Origin of the sequence: Bacillus sp. FSL M8-0063 (genome assembly GCF_038005545.1) — a bacterium.
Taxonomy (GTDB): Bacteria; Bacillota; Bacilli; order Bacillales; family Bacillaceae_G; genus Bacillus_A; species Bacillus_A wiedmannii.
On the sequence record NZ_JBBOTJ010000001.1, the window covers coordinates 1,701,513 to 1,719,132 of the forward strand.

Annotated in this window: 20 protein-coding genes; 11 read left to right on the top strand and 9 right to left on the bottom strand. The window is 35.5% G+C overall.

Going from position 1 to position 17,620, the window contains the following annotated elements:
* Positions 1-531, top strand: a complete 531-nt coding sequence (gene narJ / locus MKX31_RS08630; protein WP_340980587.1) for a nitrate reductase molybdenum cofactor assembly chaperone — start codon at positions 1-3, stop codon at positions 529-531.
* Between the two features lie 17 nt (positions 532-548).
* Complete coding sequence (gene narI, locus MKX31_RS08635; protein ID WP_000969205.1) at positions 549-1,238, top strand: respiratory nitrate reductase subunit gamma; 690 nt, start codon at positions 549-551, stop codon at positions 1,236-1,238.
* Positions 1,239-1,331: 93 nt separating this feature from the next.
* On the opposite strand, the gene MKX31_RS08640 is transcribed toward narI, so the two are convergent.
* Positions 1,332-2,024, bottom strand: coding sequence for a Crp/Fnr family transcriptional regulator (locus MKX31_RS08640; RefSeq protein WP_000013863.1), 693 nt, complete (start codon positions 2,022-2,024; stop codon positions 1,332-1,334).
* A 278-nt stretch (positions 2,025-2,302) separates the two neighbouring features.
* On the opposite strand from MKX31_RS08640, the gene moaA reads away from it, so the two are divergent.
* The 7 genes from moaA to MKX31_RS08675 all read left to right on the top strand — a co-directional run bounded on the left by moaA (position 2,303) and on the right by MKX31_RS08675 (position 8,140).
* The gene (gene moaA / locus MKX31_RS08645; protein WP_064473976.1) at positions 2,303-3,316 is read left to right on the top strand and encodes a GTP 3',8-cyclase MoaA; all 1,014 of its coding nucleotides are present in this window, start codon (positions 2,303-2,305) and stop codon (positions 3,314-3,316) included.
* 17 nt (positions 3,317-3,333) lie between these two features.
* Positions 3,334-4,347 carry a molybdopterin-synthase adenylyltransferase MoeB gene (locus MKX31_RS08650; protein WP_340980590.1) on the top strand — a complete coding sequence of 338 codons (1,014 nt, stop codon included), beginning with the start codon at positions 3,334-3,336 and terminating at the stop codon, positions 4,345-4,347.
* A 42-nt stretch (positions 4,348-4,389) separates the two neighbouring features.
* A complete protein-coding gene (locus tag MKX31_RS08655; protein ID WP_340980592.1) occupies positions 4,390-5,679 on the top strand; it encodes a molybdopterin molybdotransferase MoeA in 1,290 nt (429 codons plus the stop codon).
* Positions 5,680-5,723: 44 nt separating this feature from the next.
* Positions 5,724-6,194, top strand: a complete 471-nt coding sequence (locus MKX31_RS08660; RefSeq protein WP_340980594.1) for a molybdenum cofactor biosynthesis protein MoaE — start codon at positions 5,724-5,726, stop codon at positions 6,192-6,194.
* Positions 6,191-6,424 (top strand): molybdopterin converting factor subunit 1, encoded by a 234-nt coding sequence (moaD, locus tag MKX31_RS08665; RefSeq protein ID WP_000573685.1) that lies wholly within the window; start codon positions 6,191-6,193, stop codon positions 6,422-6,424. Before MKX31_RS08660 ends, moaD begins: the two co-directional genes overlap by 4 nt.
* Positions 6,425-6,504: 80 nt before the next feature.
* Complete coding sequence (gene narK, locus MKX31_RS08670; protein WP_340980596.1) at positions 6,505-7,674, top strand: nitrate transporter NarK; 1,170 nt, start codon at positions 6,505-6,507, stop codon at positions 7,672-7,674.
* Between the two features lie 268 nt (positions 7,675-7,942).
* The gene (locus MKX31_RS08675; protein ID WP_064473971.1) at positions 7,943-8,140 is read left to right on the top strand and encodes a PspC domain-containing protein; all 198 of its coding nucleotides are present in this window, start codon (positions 7,943-7,945) and stop codon (positions 8,138-8,140) included.
* Positions 8,141-8,322: 182 nt separating this feature from the next.
* On the opposite strand, the gene MKX31_RS08680 is transcribed toward MKX31_RS08675, so the two are convergent.
* The 7 genes from MKX31_RS08680 to MKX31_RS08710 all read right to left on the bottom strand — a co-directional run bounded on the left by MKX31_RS08680 (position 8,323) and on the right by MKX31_RS08710 (position 15,777).
* Positions 8,323-8,796, bottom strand: a complete 474-nt coding sequence (locus MKX31_RS08680; RefSeq protein WP_149173278.1) for a precorrin-2 dehydrogenase — start codon at positions 8,794-8,796, stop codon at positions 8,323-8,325.
* Complete coding sequence (locus tag MKX31_RS08685) at positions 8,789-9,499, bottom strand: sirohydrochlorin chelatase (protein ID WP_064473968.1); 711 nt, start codon at positions 9,497-9,499, stop codon at positions 8,789-8,791. Before MKX31_RS08685 ends, MKX31_RS08680 begins: the two co-directional genes overlap by 8 nt.
* Positions 9,496-10,920 (bottom strand): uroporphyrin-III C-methyltransferase, encoded by a 1,425-nt coding sequence (locus MKX31_RS08690; protein WP_088046621.1) that lies wholly within the window; start codon positions 10,918-10,920, stop codon positions 9,496-9,498. The genes MKX31_RS08685 and MKX31_RS08690 overlap by 4 nt, the downstream gene beginning before the upstream one ends.
* 61 nt (positions 10,921-10,981) lie before the next feature.
* Positions 10,982-11,299 carry a nitrite reductase small subunit NirD gene (gene nirD, locus MKX31_RS08695; RefSeq protein ID WP_340980598.1) on the bottom strand — a complete coding sequence of 106 codons (318 nt, stop codon included), beginning with the start codon at positions 11,297-11,299 and terminating at the stop codon, positions 10,982-10,984.
* Positions 11,300-11,314: 15 nt separating this feature from the next.
* The gene (gene nirB, locus MKX31_RS08700) at positions 11,315-13,720 is read right to left on the bottom strand and encodes an NADPH-nitrite reductase large subunit (protein ID WP_064473965.1); all 2,406 of its coding nucleotides are present in this window, start codon (positions 13,718-13,720) and stop codon (positions 11,315-11,317) included.
* Positions 13,721-13,931: 211 nt separating this feature from the next.
* Complete coding sequence (gene ric, locus MKX31_RS08705; protein ID WP_088046623.1) at positions 13,932-14,639, bottom strand: iron-sulfur cluster repair di-iron protein; 708 nt, start codon at positions 14,637-14,639, stop codon at positions 13,932-13,934.
* 199 nt (positions 14,640-14,838) lie between these two features.
* Entirely contained in the window at positions 14,839-15,777 is a 939-nt protein-coding gene (locus MKX31_RS08710; RefSeq protein WP_445661303.1) for an excalibur calcium-binding domain-containing protein, read from the bottom strand.
* A gap of 208 nt (positions 15,778-15,985) precedes the next feature.
* On the opposite strand from MKX31_RS08710, the gene exsG reads away from it, so the two are divergent.
* The gene (gene exsG / locus MKX31_RS08715) at positions 15,986-16,138 is read left to right on the top strand and encodes an exosporium protein ExsG (protein WP_000395678.1); all 153 of its coding nucleotides are present in this window, start codon (positions 15,986-15,988) and stop codon (positions 16,136-16,138) included.
* 216 nt (positions 16,139-16,354) lie between these two features.
* The gene (locus MKX31_RS08720) at positions 16,355-16,564 is read left to right on the top strand and encodes a hypothetical protein (protein WP_000830254.1); all 210 of its coding nucleotides are present in this window, start codon (positions 16,355-16,357) and stop codon (positions 16,562-16,564) included.
* Positions 16,565-16,659: 95 nt separating this feature from the next.
* Here the strand turns inward: MKX31_RS08720 and MKX31_RS08725 are convergent, their stop codons facing one another.
* Entirely contained in the window at positions 16,660-17,499 is an 840-nt protein-coding gene (locus tag MKX31_RS08725; RefSeq protein ID WP_340980600.1) for an arylamine N-acetyltransferase family protein, read from the bottom strand.
* Positions 17,500-17,620 lie beyond the last annotated feature (121 nt).

Consider the following 17,620-nt stretch of genomic DNA (forward strand, 5'->3'; position numbering starts at 1 on the left):
ATGAAACAAAGTTTACAAACTGCTTTTTCATGTTCTTCATTCCTTCTTTCCTATCCGGAACTCGGGTGGAGAGAAGCTTTAACTGAATTGCAAGAAGAGATTGAAGCGATTGAACAGGAAGACGTTAAAGCATCACTTACAGTATTTATAAAGCAAGCGCTGGATAAAATGGATGATCAATTAATTGACTGTTACGTATATACATTTGATTTTGGTAAAAAGACAAATATGTATTTAACTTATATGAACACCGGCGAACAAAGAGAAAGAGGTATTGAATTACTAGAGTTAAAGCAGCATTATAAAAAATCTGGTTTTGAAGTAACAGATAAAGAACTACCTGATTATTTACCGTTATTACTCGAGTTTTTTGCAAATGCAAATGAGCAAGACAGTGAACCAATTATGAGTAAATACAAGGAGAACATACAAGCATTACACGTTCAGTTAAAAGAAGCAGGTAGTATGTATGAACCGATTCTTGCGGCTGTTCTACTCGCTATCGATACATGGGGTGTACAGACAAATTAGAAAGGAGAGTTGTCAAAATGATGGATCAATTTCTATGGGTATTGTTTCCCTATATCATTTTTGCGATCTTTATCGGTGGACATATTTTCAGATACAACTATGATCAATTTGGATGGACATCAAAATCTAGTGAACTATTAGAAAAGAAAATGCTACGAATTGGAAGTCTATTATTCCACTTTGGGATCATGTTCGTAATTGGCGGTCATGTTATGGGGATTTTAATTCCAGAGGCTGTTTATCGTTCAATAGGTATTTCGGAGCATATGTATCACATAATAGCAATTAGTTTCGGACTTCCGGCAGGTATTGCTTCTATCATCGGTTTAATTATATTAACGTACCGCCGTGTAACAGTAAAACGCATCATTGCAACGAGTACAAAGGGAGATTATATTGCGCTTATTTTATTACTTATCGTAATGCTAGCAGGACTTTCTTCAACTTTTTTAAACATCGACTCAAAAGGGTTTGATTATCGTACAACGATCGGTCCGTGGTTCCGAAGTCTCTTTATTTTCCAACCGAAAGTTGAATATATGATGGAAGTGCCTGTATGGTTTAAAATTCATATTCTCGCAGGGATGGGGCTTTTCGCAGTATGGCCATTTACAAGACTAGTACATGTTTTTAGTGCCCCAATTAAATATTTAAGCCGTAGTTATGTGATTTACAGAAGACGTATTCCAAATGAATTGAAAAAATGATTTAGTTTTATATGTTTAGTAATTTATAAGGAAAGCCGAGATCTAATTGGAGACCTCGGCTTTCCTTATAGGTATAAGTATCTAAATAAGATGCTAATCAATACTACAAACAGAGGCAGAGCAATCTTCACATGCAATTTCACATTTTAAAAATTGTAAATCGTGGATTGTAATCTTTCCTTTATGAATAGAAATTGTGCCTTGCTTTTTTAATTCATTTAACATTCGATTTACACTTTCACGTGAAGTTGCACAGAAATTAGCAAGTTCTTGATTCGTTAATGGTAAATCGATGAGAATACCATTTTCCTTTAACACACCATAACTATTTGTCATTCGTATGAGAGTAGAATACAGGGCACCTTTTTTGCCGTGTAATACTAAATCTCGGAACTTCGTTTGCATTCTTCTTAAATGTTCACTAATCCATTTCATAAATTCAAATACAAGTGCGGGTTTTTGGAGTAATGCTTTTTCTAAGGTTTCACGCTTTATTACTCCTACTTCAACATCTTCAAGGCATTTTGAATTTAATAAATACTTCGCATTGTCCGTGAATAATGTTAATTCTCCAATAATGTCGTATGCCGAACAAATACGGAGTGTTAATTCTTGCCCGTCAGCACTTAGTTTACTAATTTGTACTTTTCCTGAGTGGATGATATAGAGTTCTGTTGCTTCCATACCTTCTTGAAAAATAAAACTCCCCTTTTTAATCTGCATTTTATATTCAACAGATGCAAGTAATTCCTTTAAATCTTGAGATAATGTCATACTGTTTGCCACAGCAATCACCTTTCTTCTTATAAGCAATACATTTCCTATTTTGAGTGTAAATATGCTGGAAATGCAAGAGCTATTTTAAAAATAAAGTGAAATTTCAATGACCGTAAGGAGGAGAGACTGAAGATGTGAACAAAATTCGAACGGATTTGTGAAAATTTTTTGAATGGGGAAAGTGATGTGAGAAATGTCACATTGAATATGTAGCTTCTTTTTTATAATAAAGGCAAATAAAAAATTGAAAACTTACTAAGGATTGCAGTAGAAAAGAAGGGATATAGATGCACGAGAAAATGAAAGATTCTTTAAAGCGGCCACTTCAAGATTTACGTATTTCAGTTATTGATCGTTGTAATTTTAGGTGCACATATTGTATGCCCGCTGAAGTGTTCGGACCTGATTACGCTTTTTTACAGGAAGAGTTTTTATTAACGTTCGATGAAATAGAAAGATTAGCACGATTATTTATAAGTATGGGAGTCAATAAAATTAGGCTTACTGGCGGTGAACCGTTATTGCGTAAAGACTTACCGCAGTTAATCGCAAGACTTGCAAAGATAGAAGGTTTAAAAGATATTGGGCTCACAACAAACGGTATTCATTTAGCAAAACAAGCTAAGGAGTTAAAAGACGCGGGATTAAAACGTGTAAATATTAGTTTAGATGCGATAGAGGATCACGTCTTCCAAAAAATCAATGGAAGAAATGTAAGTACAAAACCTGTATTAAAAGGAATTGAAGCAGCAAAGGCTGCAGGATTAGAAGTGAAAGTAAATATGGTCGTAAAAAAGGGAATGAATGATAGTCAAATCCTTTATATGGCTCGTTATTTTAAAGAACAAGAAATTCAGCTCCGCTTTATTGAGTTTATGGATGTAGGCAGTACGAACGGATGGAATTTTGAACAAGTTATTACGAAGGAACAATTAATAGAGAAGATTAATCGCGTATATCCGATTGAGCCTGTTCAACCTCGTTACTTTGGCGAAGTTGCGAAATTGTATCGATATGTAGGGAGCGATGCCGAAGTTGGATTTATTACTTCAGTATCTGAGTCATTTTGTTCTTCTTGTACGAGAGCTCGTATTTCGGCAGACGGCAAGTTTTATACGTGCTTATTTGGAGAAAAAGGAACGGATTTGCGAACGCTTCTTCGAGAAAATATTTCGGATGCCTCACTATTAAAAATTTTACAACATACATGGCGATATAGAACAGATCGATATTCAGATGAAAGAACGGTGGAAAGTACAAATAAACGTCCAAAAGTTGAAATGTCTTACATTGGCGGATAGTGAAAGGAGGATTCTCTATGCAAGAGCGATATTCAAGGCAAGTATTGTTTTCTGGAATTGGTGAAATGGGACAAAGAAAAATAAGAGAAAAGCAAGTGCTCCTAATCGGTGCGGGTGCACTAGGAGCTGCAAATGCGGAAGCGCTCGTTAGGATGGGAATTGGGAAATTGACAATTGCCGATCGTGACTACGTCGAATGGAGTAATTTACAGCGGCAACAGTTATATACAGAAGAAGATGCAAAGCAGTCTAAACCGAAAGCAATTGCAGCGGCAGAACATGTAAGAAAGATTAATTCTGAAGTGGAAATTGTACCAGTTGTAACGGATGTCACAATGCAAGAAATAGAAGAGTTAACAAAAGAAGTAGATCTCATATTAGATGCGACTGACAATTTTGATACGCGCCTACTTATAAATGACATCTCACAAAAAGAAAATATACCTTGGATATACGGAGGATGCATTGGAAGTTACGGTGTAACGTATACAATTCTTCCTGGGAAAACACCATGTTTTCGCTGTCTAATGGATCATCCTATGGGCGGTGCAACATGCGATACAGCCGGAATTATTCAGCCAGCTGTACAGATGGTTGTTGCTCACCAAGTGACAGAGGCGATGAAAATATTGGTGGATGATTATGAGTCGCTAAGAGGAACGATGTTATCATTTGATATTTGGAACAATCAATATCTCTCATTAAAAGTAAATAGACAGAAAAAAACTACATGTCCATCTTGTGGGAAATCACGAACGTATCCAAGTCTAGCATTTGAAGCGCAGATGAAAACGGAAGTGCTATGCGGACGGAATACGGTTCAAATCCGTTCAGGAATAAAGAGAAATCTTAATTTAAACGAAATTCAAAAACGATTACAAAAAAGTGTACATGTCCAAAAAACACCTTACTTACTATCATTTCAAATTGATGAATATCGTTTCGTTTTATTTACAGACGGAAGGGCATTTATTCATGGAACAAATGATGTAAAAATAGCAAAACGATTATACGCAAAATATATAGGATGAACAGAAAGAGCGTTGCCCCTTATTAAAACGAGGTGAAAAAGAATGTTAGAAAAACGTATACCAATTCCGGTGGCAGAAGCAGTGGCACGTGTAATGAAATACGCTCATCAAGGTGAAATAGAAGAGGTTTCTCTTATAGAAAGTTACGGAAGAATTCTTGGAGAAGATGTTATTGCAGATCATGATGTCCCTCACTTTGATCGCTCTCCATACGACGGGTTTGCGATTCGAGCAGAAGATACAAAAGAAGCAAGTAGCAGTAATCCCATTCTGTTTGAAGTGATTGGTGAGATTGGAGCCGGTTTTGTTTTTACAGAAGAAGTGAAAGCATTTCAAGCTGTCCGTATTATGACAGGAGCCGCAATTCCAAAAGGGTGTAATGCGGTTGTTATGTTAGAGCTAACGGAAGGATTTGAAGAAAAAGAAAAGACGTATATGAAATTAAAACGCTCCTTCGCCGCCGGTGATAACATTTCTTTTAAAGGTGAAGATGTAAAACAAAATACCATCCTTGTGAAAAAAGGGACTGTTATTAACCCTGGAGTAGTGGCGCTTCTTTCTACGTTTGGTTATAGTACCGTTTACGTTGTAAAACAGCCGGTTATCGGAATTGTAACGACAGGAAGTGAACTGCTTGAAGTACATGAACAATTAAAGCCAGGGAAGATTCGAAATAGTAACTCCTATATGATAGCTGCTCAAGTTGAACGAGCGGGCGGAGTTGTACAGTATTATGGACAATTCGCTGACGATTTTGAGACGTGTTATAACACTGTGAAAAAAGCGATAAAAGAAGTCGATATTTTAATTACAACTGGTGGCGTTTCGGTAGGAGACTATGACTATTTACCTGCTATTTATGAGAGATTACGAGCTAATGTGCTTTTCAACAAAATAGCGATGCGACCGGGAAGTGTGACAACTGTAGCTGAGCTAGAAGGAAAACTATTATTTGGTCTATCTGGTAATCCTTCAGCTTGTTATGTCGGTTGTGAATTATATGTTCGGCCAGTCATTGGAACATATTTGCATAGAAAAGATTCGCACGTATATCGTGCAGAGGCAATATTACAGAAAGACTTTCTGAAAGCAAACCCATTTACTCGTTTTGTACGAGGGAAAGTGGAAATTGTAGATGGAACATTGCAAGCTACACCAGTTGGTTTAGACAAATCTAGTGCAATTTCTTCACTTGCAGAGGCGAATGCATGTATCGTCCTGCCGGGAGGAACGAGAGGATTTAAAGCAGGAATAACTGTCTCGGTACTGTTATTAGAATCAAGCGCCGGAAGTGAGTGGAAGTGGGAAGGACAGTTTCGATCATACAAATAATAGAAAAATAGATTGCTAACTTATACAAAGATAAGAGGTGCAAGATGACACATACGTATTATGAAGTAATTGATACACCTATTTCAATTGAAGAAGTTACAAACAAAGTAATTCGTCGTGAATGTGGCGCAGTTGCAACTTTCATTGGTACTGTCAGAGAATTTACGAAAGGGCGTCGTACACTATATTTACAGTATGTAGCCTATAAGACAATGGCGGAGAAACAGCTTAAGAGAATTGGCACCGAAGTAGGAGAGAAGTGGCCTGGGACAAATGTCGCCATTACACATCGCATTGGTACATTACAAATTTCTGATCTTGCTGTTGTCGTCGCTGTTTCTACACCACATCGGAAAGCTGCCTATGAGGCGAACGAATATATTATGGAGCGTATAAAACAAATTGTTCCAATATGGAAGAAAGAGTTTTGGGAAGATGGTGAGTCATGGATAGGTGATCAGTTAGAGAAGGTAGCGTATGCAAATGGTGAGCCTAGAAAGGAGATGAGAATATGATTGAAGTACTATTATTTGCACATTTACAAGAAGAAGTAAGTAAGTCAGCATTACACATAGATTGTGAAAATATTACGGTTGCTGAACTAAAGGAAGTCCTTATTACGAAATACAACGTAGCAATTTCAAGTGAGATAATGGTCGCTATCAATGAAGAGTATGCAAATGAGGATGATATCATTCAAACTGGCGATGTCATAGCAATGATTCCGCCAGTAAGTGGTGGTTGATTCTTTTCAGCCTAATCATGTTAGGACGTGATTAGGCTGGAGGGAATGAATATAACTATGCATACATAGGAGGGAACAGGATGAAAGGTCCTAATTTTCAATTAAGTTTACAAACTTCTAATCTAGTTATCGGTTTTATGGTATGGGTTATTTTATCATCATTAATGCCTTATATTAAAGCGGATATTCTATTAACTGCGGGACAAATTTCTATGGTAACAGCAGTACCGGTTATTTTAGGTTCTGTTCTTCGCATTCCAATTGGTTATTGGACAAATCGTTTCGGAGCAAGAAAATTATTCTTTATTAGTTTTATTCTATTATTATTTCCTGTCTTTTATATTAGTGTTGCCAATTCAATGATGGATTTAATTATTGGTGGCTTATTCGTCGGAATCGGTGGGGCCGTATTCTCCGTAGGGGTAACTTCTTTACCGAAATACTTTCCGAAAGAGAGTCACGGTTTTGTAAATGGTATTTACGGTGTCGGTAACGCTGGAACAGCAATTACTTCGTTTTTAGCACCTGTCATTGCAACTTCAGTTGGCTGGAGAACGACAGTACAGTGTTATTTAGTTTTACTTGCAGCATTTGCACTTATGAACTTTTTATTAGGTGATCGTAAGGAGAAAAAGGTGAATACACCATTAATGGAACAAATAAAAGGTGTATATAAAAATGAAAAACTTTGGTTTTTATGTATCTTTTACTTTTTAACATTCGGATCATTTGTCGCATTTACAGTATACTTACCAAACTTTTTAGTATCTCACTTCGGATTAGAAAAAGTAGATGCAGGTATGCGGACAGCCGGATTCATCGTATTAGCAACAATGATGCGTCCGATTGGTGGTTGGCTTGGTGATAAGTTTAACCCGTTTAAAATATTAATCTTCGTATTTATCGGTTTAACACTTTCAGGTATTATTTTATCATTTATGCCTAGTATGAACGTGTATACATTTGGTTGCCTACTAGTCGCATTTTGTGCAGGGATTGGTAATGGTACAATCTTCAAACTCGTTCCAATGTACTTCTCAGAACAAGCTGGTATTGTAAATGGACTCGTTTCAGCTTTAGGCGGACTAGGAGGGTTCTTCCCACCCCTAATTTTAACTTTACTATTCCAACTAACAGGTCATTATGCAATTGGATTTATGGCATTATCAGAAGTCGCACTTGCTTGTTTAATCATTACAGTATGGATGTATAGTCAAGAAAAGCTGTTAGTGATGTTAAAGAATCATTAATAAAGAAAAAGAACCCTCCTAAAGTAATCTAGGAGGGTTCTTTTAGTAATAGGCTTCGATATGTTTTTTATTGCTAGCTTAACAAACACTTGTATTCTAAAATAATGTGGTTTAAAAATGAAAAACAGAAGTTTTATGGAATTTTATGTTAAAATATAGATATCAGATGTTATTCAATTAAAGGGTTAGTTAAAGAAATTTTAAATCTCTTCCAAAGATCGAACTAATTTTTAGCATACAAATATTTAATCGGATCGGGGGTGTTTAGATGAAAAAGTTATATAAGTCTACTCAAGATAAACAAGTATCAGGTGTATTAGGTGGCTTAAGCGATAAGTATGGAATTGATGTAAGTATCCTTCGTATAGTAACTGCATTATCAGCCTTTTTTACTAGCGGATTTACAGTGTTACTTTATATAATAGCTGCAATTGTTTTGCCTACAGATAAAGAAATTAAGAGATAAATGTATGAACTCAAATAATGGGACCTTTAACAGAACAAGTAGATAAAGGCATTCCGCCTCTTATACGACTAGGATATGAGAAAAGAACTTCCACTGACGTGAGTCATAGCTGTAGGAGTGGCAATTATTTGTTTAATAATAAAAAGAACAAACGTCTTTAAAAAACGTTTGTCCAAATTAAATTACGATTTATGTGTACGAGAAAGCTTTTTTATAAGTTTAGGAAACATAGATGTTAGTTCTTGCTTCATACGCTTTGTAAACGATGGATCTTTACCTGAGGTTGAAATCGTTACAACATATTCATCATATCGAATGATACCCGGTGTGTGAAACGATGATTCTGTACCGTCACTTACAACGTTAACCCATTGAAAATCAAGTGCGGCTTGTTTGACCATCATATTTATATCATGTTGATTTGTAGCTGCATAAATAAGATGAGCATCTTTAATATCATCATCACTAAAAGTTTTTTGCTTCCAAGTAATATAAGGCAGTTCTTTCAATTCCTCGCAAATTTCTGGGCTGATAATGGTGACAAAAGCGCCTGTATCTTTTAATCCAGACGCTTTTCGATATGCGATTTTACCTCCACCAATGATAACGACCACTTTTTTATTTAGATTAAACATAAGAGGGTACATGTTATACATACACACATTCCTCCATTCGTTCTAATAATGTTAACTTCATATATGTATCAAACTGAAGGCAGTTACAAGTCGTAACGTGATCATATTTTTTTGTATGCAATTTAATTTTTTGAAGCAACAATCCGGTAAAGAGCAGGTACGGCATGACATATACATGGGGCGCAGTCGATGTTATAGCCTTGAGCTCAGCAGTAAAAGAGGGCGCTCCTTTCGTTAAAAAGGAGCACGATACTTGCATACCGAGTTTTCGTTCGACAGCTGCTCCGATTTGTTGTAACTCATGTATCGGCTGTGGATCACTGCTACCTCGTCCTACGAGTAAAATACTACTATCTTGCATTGGCATAGTTTCACGTATTCTTTTCACTACAAGTTCCACCATATGTGGATGCGTACTAAAAGGTGGTACAACTGAAAATGTTATTTGTGGATATTTCTTTTGTAGTTGCTCTATTTCAAAAGGAATATCACGTTTATAGTGAGCTGCTGCAAATAATAAAACAGGTACAATCATTATTTCAGTTGATCCCTCCAGTATCGCTTCTGTAACTGCATCAGAAATGGTAGGTGTCGTTAGCTCTAGAAAAGCTATTTTTTGAATTCTTTCGTTACGTTCTTTCATAACAGATTGAATAAAGTGAATGAATTGTTCGTTCCCTTCTTGCAAGCGACTCCCGTGTCCAACATATACAATTCCTTTCATCGTACCACCAAATCTTTCTTCATAATCATGTCTTGTAATTGCTCATCTACATTATGAAATCCGACTTTATTCGCATAGTGTAAAGTTGGAATGTCGGTATACGAGAAGGGGAGAGTAAGAATATCGATAAAGCCAAGGCGCTTTACTTCTGATAGAAACGTATCAATTGAAGCACGGCCGTCAAACACAATGCTATCCCATGAGAATTCAGAAAGCATACGAGAATGGACTTCATCGAAACGATGATCAATTGTATACGCATGAGTCATCATATATGACCCGGCACCAATTTTCTCTTGAATAAAAGCAATCCGATTAATATTTCGTCCTAAATAAATAGTAGTATCGGAAGAGAACTCTGCTTGTTTACTTAGTAGCCCATATTGCATCAGTTTTTCTTGAGTGGCAACGTTCAAATATTGCAGTTGCGCCTGTAAGGAACGAATATCTTTCTGATGTTTACTACATGATCGCATCAATATTTCTACACTTTCAGCTGAACAAAAAACAAGGCGATCAACGTTAAAAATTTCATTGATTTGTTCAAATGTTAATGTGTATTCTTCCTTTTTGAAAGTTGGAATTTGATATATTTCTGCACCGGCTTCTTGTAACTTTTGCACCATTGAACTTGTTTTATTTGTTGCGGATGCAAATAAAACTTTTTTACCATGCAATGGTTTACGTTCTTTCCAAGCGATTTGATCCCGTAAGGAAACGACATCACCAACAATTGTCATGGATGGATTAGAAATATTTTCGTTTTTGACGATAGAAACAATGCTTGAAAGTGTACCTGTGACGACGCGTTGTTTACCAGTTGTACCCCATTCAATGACTGCTACTGGCGTATTGTCTTTCTTTCCTGCTTGTAGTAAGGTTTCACAAATTGTAGGTAAGTTTTTTATACCCATGTAGTAGGCGATAGTGTCGCTATTGTGAGATGAATTATATTTTCCATGATCGGTTAAAGGACCTTTTGCATGCCCAGTTAATAAAGTGACGCTATTACTGTAGTTACGGTGGGTGAGGGGGATACCTGCATAGCTACTAGCGGCGATGCTAGATGTAATACCTGGTACAATTTCATATGGAACGTTCACTGCTGCTAAAGTTTCTGCTTCTTCACCAACGCGGCCAAAAATAGATGGATCTCCGCCCTTTAAGCGGACAACGATTTTTCCTTCTTTCGCAAATTGAAGGAGGTGGGCGTTAATCATTTCTTGTCGCATAGTATGATTCTTTGGCATTTTTCCGCAATAAATAAGTTCACATGTTTCTTTTGTATAACTAAGAAAGAAAGGGTTTAATAAACGGTCATATAAAACGATATCTGCACGCTTTAAACAATCTATCGCTTTCTTTGTAATAAGCCCTTCATCACCTGGTCCTGCACCAACTAAATATACATATCCGTTCATAATCGCACCTCTTCTATTTTTATGTAAAAGGAAGCCAGGGGGAGGCTTCCTTTTTTAAAAATTACATGTATATATAAATGTCACCATTAATAACTTCTACTTCATAAGTTTGAATACAACCGTCATCAGGTTTTTGAACTTCACCTGTTAGTAATGAAATTTTCCAATCATGCAGTGGACAAAAGACGAATTCACCAGATACAATTCCTTCTGCTAACGGTCCGTTTTTATGAGGACAACGATTTTCTACAGCTCGAATATCGCCATTTGAAAGACGGAATAGGGCGATAGACATACCTTTCATTTGCACCTCTTTACCGATTTGTATAGGAAGGTCTTCTGCACACATAACTTTTATTTTTTCTTTCGTTTGTATCATTTAAATCACAGCTCCTTATTTCACAGTTTCTACTTCATACATCGCTTTTAATGACTTAGTTTCTAGTGCTTGTCCCCACGCTTCCGTATATGTGCTACGAGCTGTTTGGAAGCGTTCATTTAGCGTAGTAACCATACTTGTATCTTGCAGTATTTCTTTTATGTGATCGAAGCCTAAACGTTCTGTCCAGTAAGCAGTACGCTCTCCGTAAATACCAGTTTCACGATAATATTGCATGTAAGCTGTAGCGATGCGAAGGACATCATCTTCAGTAGGCACGATCATTACAAAATCAGCTTCGCGTACTTCTGTACCACCATTTCCGCCAATATAAAGTTGGTATCCATTTTCGACACATACAACGCCAAAATCTTTCGTCAGTACTTCCGCACAGTTACGTGGACAGCCCGTTACTCCCATCTTCATTTTATGGGGTGTATCTACCATTTCTAATGATTGTTCAAGTAACATACCAAGTCCTAATGAATCTTTCGTGCCGAAACGGCAGAAGCGAGAACCAACACATGATTTTACATTACGAAGCGATTTTGAATACGCATATCCCGAAGTCATATGTAAGTCAGCCCATACGTTAGGTAAATCTTGTTTTTTAACACCATATAAGCCGATTCGGCTCGCACCTGTAATTTTCACAAGAGGAACATCGTACTTTTTCGCAACTTCAGCAATTTTCATTAAATCATCTGCTGTTGTAACACCACCGTACATACGTGGAATAACAGAGAATGTACCATCGTGCTGAATGTTCCCGTTCATTCTTTCATTAACGAAACGGGACGCTTTATCATCTTCATATTCTTCTGGAATCGCCATCCGTAAGTAGTAATTTAAAGCAGGGCGACATTTTGAACAGCCATCTTCATGTACAAAACGAAGAACATTTCGTACTTCTTTTGGAGATTTTAAACCTTTCTCGTGAATGGCGGCTACGACTTCATCACGTGATAAAGTTGTACATCCGCACATACCAGCAGACTGCGCGGAAGCATCAAAAGCATCTCCGAGTGTATGAGATAAAACTTGCTCCACAAGCGGACGACATTTACCACAAGATCCTGCGGCTTTCGTGCATCCTTTTACTTCTTCAAAAGTAGTTAACTCTTGCTCTAAAATGGCATGAACGATTGTACCTTTCGTAACACCATTACATCCACAAATCGTGTCATCTGCACTCATTGTAGCAACGTCAAGTTCACTTTCTTCACCAGCTTTGTGAAGAAGGGAAGCGGCTGTATATTCTTGTATATCTTCTTCTTTCTTTAACATGCTAAAGAGGCGTGTACCGTCAGCTGTGTCACCATATAAAACGATACCGACGACTTTATTATCACGAATTAATACTTTTTTATAGGAACGTTTACATTCATCAAAGATTGAAATTGCTTTCGTTTGATCATCTTCATAAATTTGGCCAGCAGAGAATAAATCACAACCAGCAACTTTTAATTGCGTACCAACGATACTGCCCATATATCCATTCGTTTGTAAATTCGTTATATGTTTTGCTAATATTGTGCCTTGTTCATAAAGAGGGGCAACAAGTCCATATGCGATACCATCATGTTCTGCGCATTCGCCAACTGCATAAATGGCTTCATCATTTGTTAGCATATAGTCATTGACTACAATGCCGCGATTGACAATGAGACCAGCATCTCTGGCTATTTTCGTATTTGGTCGTATTCCGACAGCCATTACGATTAAATCACAATCTACAACTTCACCATCTTCAAATTGAATGCCAGCAACATAGTCTGTACCAAGAATTTTTACAGTTTTCTTTTCCATTAAAAACTTCATGCCTTGCGCTTCTAAATCTTCACGCAATAAAGAAGCTGCTTTCGTATCTAGTTGTTGCTCCATTAAGTTTGGCATTAAATGAACAACATGCACGTCCATTCCTAAGTCAATTAGACCTCTTGCGGCTTCTAAACCGAGTAACCCGCCACCAATGACAACGGCCTTTTTCTTTTCTTTAGCGGTATCTATCATAAATTGTGTATCTTCAATAGTTCGAAATCCTGTTACACCAGGAAGAGTGGAACCTTCAACAGGTAAAATAAAAGCACTAGAACCTGTTGCAATAATGAGCTTGTCATATGTAAGAGTACGATTCTTTTCTGTAATGATAATTTTTTCTTCTCGGTTAATACTTTGAACTCTTTCGTTTGTGTATAAAGTTATTTCGTTTTCTTCGTACCAACTATATTCATTCATAATGATATCTTGCATATTTGTTTTGCCTTGTAAAACATGAGAGAGCATAATACGGTTGTAGTTTGGATGCGGTTCATCTCCAAAAATAGTAATCTCATATGAATCACTATCATGTTTTAATATTTCTTCCATACAGCGTATGCCAGCCATACCATTTCCGATCATAACTAAACGTTTTTTCATTTTCGTTTCCCCTTTTTATGTGAAATGTTGAACAAAGGATTATATTTCTATTATAGAAAATCAAAAAAGCGGGAGATGTGATATTTATCACATTTCTATAATGATTCACAAATTATTAAAATTCGGGTTAATGTGAAGGGGAGAAGTGTGGATGTTATTCACGTAATGAAAAAGCAGGACATGAGTAGAAATACTCATGTCCTGCTTTTATTTATGCTCTCGTAATTGCACGTGGAAATAAAATATTATTTTCTAAATGAATATGCTCAAATAAATCAGACTCTAGCGCTTCAAGACGTTGATAAACAAGTCGATAAGTGCCGCAAGCTCCTTCTGGAGGAGTAAAGTCATTTGTCACTTTACGAAGTTCTTTTATAATATTTCCGGCATGATTGTGCTCATTTTCTAGTTCATCTACTACTTTACGTAATTTTGCATAGTTTTCATCAGTTGGATTTTGTTCAAATTCTAAAATTAATGGAAAATCTTCTGTTTCTTCTTTAATTAAATGCTGTTCTAATTCCATTTTAAGTTCATGAAACAGCTTATGAATTTGAGCTAAATGAGGCTGATTTGCTCCATGAACGCGTAATACTTTCGTCACATATGGACTTAACTGCGGTAACTCTTCATTTAAATAACGATGATGCTTATTAATTACATAATCAATCAATTCGCGATAAGAAGCATTTTTCCAATCAATTTCAGATTCATTTAATAGTTTCGTATTATGATAAAGCGTATTTAACTCTGTAATTACTTCAGAAGCTGATAAATTTCTTTCATGAATTGCATCAATAAGTGGCTTATTACCACCGCAACAAAAATCTATTCTATACGATTTAAAAAGATCACTAGCTTTCGGAAATTGTGTAACAATCTCACCAACAATTGAAGTTTCAGTAAATGTATGTTCCATATGAATGCCTCCATAAAGTTTAAATGTAATATCTAAATTAAGAATAGCGATAAATGAAAAACAATGTGGTGATTGAAATCACTTATAATGTGTCAGTTTTGAGAATAATAGGAGTGTTATAAACGGAAGAGAGAGGAGGTAATTAGTCGCAATACTATTTGATAAAAAAAGAAGCTTACTAGAAGCTTCTTTTTTATTACTATTTTTCACATGCAACTCCATCACCATCACGATCAAGTTTAGAGCTATAACCTGGTTGGTCTTTATATAATGGAGCTTTTCCAGCATTTTTAACTTCAGTACAATTTTTGTAAGTTACATTACTATTGTTACTTGCAGCTGGTTGTGTTTGAGCTTGCTGTGCTTTTTTTTGTTCCTCTTGTTGTTTGCGAGCTTGCTCATCAGCTTGGCGTTTTTGTTCCTCTTGTTGTTTACGAGCTTGCTCATCAGCCTGACGTTTTTGTTCTTCTTGTTGTTTACGAGCTTGTTCATCAGCTTGGCGTTTTTGCTCTTCTTGTTGTTTACGAGTTTGTTCATCAGCTAGACGTTTTTGTTCTTCTTGTTGTTTACGAGCTTGTTCATCAGCTAGACGTTTTTGTTCTTCTTGTTGTTTGCGAGCTTGCTCTTCGGCTTGGCGTTTTTCATCCTCTTGCTTACGAGCTTGTTCATCGGCTAGACGCTTCTCATCTTCTTGCTTTTGAGTTTTCTCGTCCGCTTCTTTCTTTTTATCATCTTTTTTCTCTGCATTATTAGAAGCGACTTGTTTATTTGTTGCTGTCGTCTTTTCAGAAGAAGGAGCTGAAATACTTGATAATGCAACAAAAATGACAAATAAAATAGCAGTGATAATAAATTGTTTTTTTGCTACACCTGTCTTTTTAATTACGGATAAGATTGCTAGAACAAGGAAAAAAATAAATAAAATTAAACTTAAAGTAGCAAAAAAATCGATGACTGGGTGTTCAGATTTTGTAGTGCCCATTCCTATTAAGAGAATTGAAATCATAAAAAGAATAGCAGTAGGACGACCATATTGTTTTGCTTTTCCATTTTTCTTAAAGAATGAAATGATACATAGTATTAAAAGAATAAAAGCAATAAAAAATAAAGCTGCACCAATATTACTCAAAATCGCCATTTTTATACCTCCATTTGTAAGATTTTCACTATTGATTATATAGGAACTTATTGGATATTACACGATTTATATAAATTTAGAAAATTAGTATTTTTAATAGACTTATAAACATTTATTTTATATATAAAGAAAAATAGATATATTTCCTATTACGTTTTTAAAGAGAATTCATAAAGTATAATATATCGATTGAAAGGAGGGGGTTTAAATGGAATTTCAATTATTGGTAACTTGCATATTACAAGAAGGTAATGCTTTCTTTTTAGTAACGAAAGTAGACGATGTTATTACGTTAAAAGTACCGATTACTGCGGGAGTAGCAGGTTTATTCTTAGCTTTAGGTGTACCAAGATGTTCTTAATTTAAATTTCTAGAGTAGAAGGGAAGGGATATAACTTTCTCTTCTACTATTACATAATATGATTATGTAAACTAAAATATTGTTTTGTAATAGCACGTTTAAAATGGACATGCATATACTATAATGTTTCATTGGATGTTAGTGATGAAAGGTAGTTTTCACACGTGCATGTAATGATGTTCATTAAGTTATGAAATTAAAGAGGTGCAATTATATATGAAAAGAAGAACATTTGATATTCCAGTTACATTGCGAAGAGAGTGGTTTTTAATAGAATTAGCTCATTTAACGAAAAAATATGGAATTGAAATTGCAACTAGCAAAATGGAAGCTGCACCGTTTTTAAGAGATCAAGTAACGGAATCAAAAATAGGATCAGGGCTCCAATACGATAAATATGATGATGAGTATATGATTGAAAATTAAAGGATAAGAGCAAAACAAATTTCTTTATAACAAAATATAAAATAAAGCAGATTCTAAATATGGAATCTGCTTTATTATGAAATACTTCTAGTCAACTAGCCTCTTTCTAGTGTTTTTCCTACATATTTCACTTGCGTTATTCCAAAAGATTCACGAAGAATGCGAGCATAATCTTTTGATTCTATTGGACGTTTATTTTTGATGCCTTTAAAGGTTTCTGTATAATTTTTATTTGTTAATGATACGTGACCATAATCAGTTAATTTACAAGTGATAGCTCCTTTATTAAAAGGAGATTCTTTATGTTCTACAATCACTTTTTGAATGTTATTCACCTTTTTCTCATCTATTGGATCTAAAGTAAAGGCATAGCCTATTTTCCATTCATGTGAAGGTTCAGATTGCAAGAAATTTGTAGATTCCCCGTTAGCTCCTTTTCTCATTTCTAAAATGTGTGTACCTTTTCGGGTAGTTCGTTTGCGAATTCGATATTCACCCGTTTGAGAAGAGATGACTTCTCCGTTAAAAGGGACTGGATGTAAAGGTAGATGAGAGGCAAAACCGGCATCTATAACATAATCTTTATTATTATGATTTAATATGATAATGACATGACCATCATCGGGTTTCCATTTATTATCATAAAGATCATAAACAGTACCAGCTACTTTATATACTTGAAATCCACAATCAATTAAAAAGTAATACAATAAGGAGTTTAATTCATAACAAAGACCGCCTCGTTTTTGAATAAGTAACTTTTCTACTAAGTTCTTTTTTGAGATGTCTTTAAAAGTACCAGCCATAATATCAAGATTTTCATAGGGCAGAATCAATCCCATTTTTAAGAGGATTTCATCTAAATCATCAAATGTTACTTCTTCTGCAGGAATTTTTAATCGTTTAAAAAACTCCTTTTGTAACTTGGTCATCATAAAGCATTCTCCTTTCTTGTTACAGAATTTTCTTCTGCTCATCGCTAGGTTAGTACTTCTAAAAGTTTAATTCAAGTCTGCAGAAATTATCATAATATATGTTTCTGGAAATGTTATTTTC

Bases quoted from the DNA above. Each gene is read 5' to 3' on its own strand.
- narK (WP_340980596.1), top strand. From the start codon at position 6,505: ATGAAAGGTCCTAATTTTCAATTAAGTTTACAAACTTCTAATCTAGTT.
- narI (WP_000969205.1), top strand. From the start codon at position 549: ATGATGGATCAATTTCTATGGGTATTGTTTCCCTATATCATTTTTGCG.
- MKX31_RS08720 (WP_000830254.1), top strand. From the start codon at position 16,355: ATGAAAAGAAGAACATTTGATATTCCAGTTACATTGCGAAGAGAGTGG.
- nirD (WP_340980598.1), bottom strand. From the start codon at position 11,299: ATGATACAAACGAAAGAAAAAATAAAAGTTATGTGTGCAGAAGACCTT.
- MKX31_RS08660 (WP_340980594.1), top strand. From the start codon at position 5,724: ATGACACATACGTATTATGAAGTAATTGATACACCTATTTCAATTGAA.
- MKX31_RS08675 (WP_064473971.1), top strand. From the start codon at position 7,943: ATGAAAAAGTTATATAAGTCTACTCAAGATAAACAAGTATCAGGTGTA.
- MKX31_RS08650 (WP_340980590.1), top strand. From the start codon at position 3,334: ATGCAAGAGCGATATTCAAGGCAAGTATTGTTTTCTGGAATTGGTGAA.
- nirB (WP_064473965.1), bottom strand. From the start codon at position 13,720: ATGAAAAAACGTTTAGTTATGATCGGAAATGGTATGGCTGGCATACGC.
- MKX31_RS08690 (WP_088046621.1), bottom strand. From the start codon at position 10,920: ATGAACGGATATGTATATTTAGTTGGTGCAGGACCAGGTGATGAAGGG.
- MKX31_RS08725 (WP_340980600.1), bottom strand. From the start codon at position 17,499: ATGATGACCAAGTTACAAAAGGAGTTTTTTAAACGATTAAAAATTCCT.
- MKX31_RS08680 (WP_149173278.1), bottom strand. From the start codon at position 8,796: ATGTATAACATGTACCCTCTTATGTTTAATCTAAATAAAAAAGTGGTC.
- exsG (WP_000395678.1), top strand. From the start codon at position 15,986: ATGGAATTTCAATTATTGGTAACTTGCATATTACAAGAAGGTAATGCT.
- MKX31_RS08655 (WP_340980592.1), top strand. From the start codon at position 4,390: ATGTTAGAAAAACGTATACCAATTCCGGTGGCAGAAGCAGTGGCACGT.
- narJ (WP_340980587.1), top strand. From the start codon at position 1: ATGAAACAAAGTTTACAAACTGCTTTTTCATGTTCTTCATTCCTTCTT.
- MKX31_RS08685 (WP_064473968.1), bottom strand. From the start codon at position 9,499: ATGAAAGGAATTGTATATGTTGGACACGGGAGTCGCTTGCAAGAAGGG.
- moaA (WP_064473976.1), top strand. From the start codon at position 2,303: ATGCACGAGAAAATGAAAGATTCTTTAAAGCGGCCACTTCAAGATTTA.
- moaD (WP_000573685.1), top strand. From the start codon at position 6,191: ATGATTGAAGTACTATTATTTGCACATTTACAAGAAGAAGTAAGTAAG.
- ric (WP_088046623.1), bottom strand. From the start codon at position 14,639: ATGGAACATACATTTACTGAAACTTCAATTGTTGGTGAGATTGTTACA.
- MKX31_RS08710 (WP_445661303.1), bottom strand. From the start codon at position 15,777: ATGGCGATTTTGAGTAATATTGGTGCAGCTTTATTTTTTATTGCTTTT.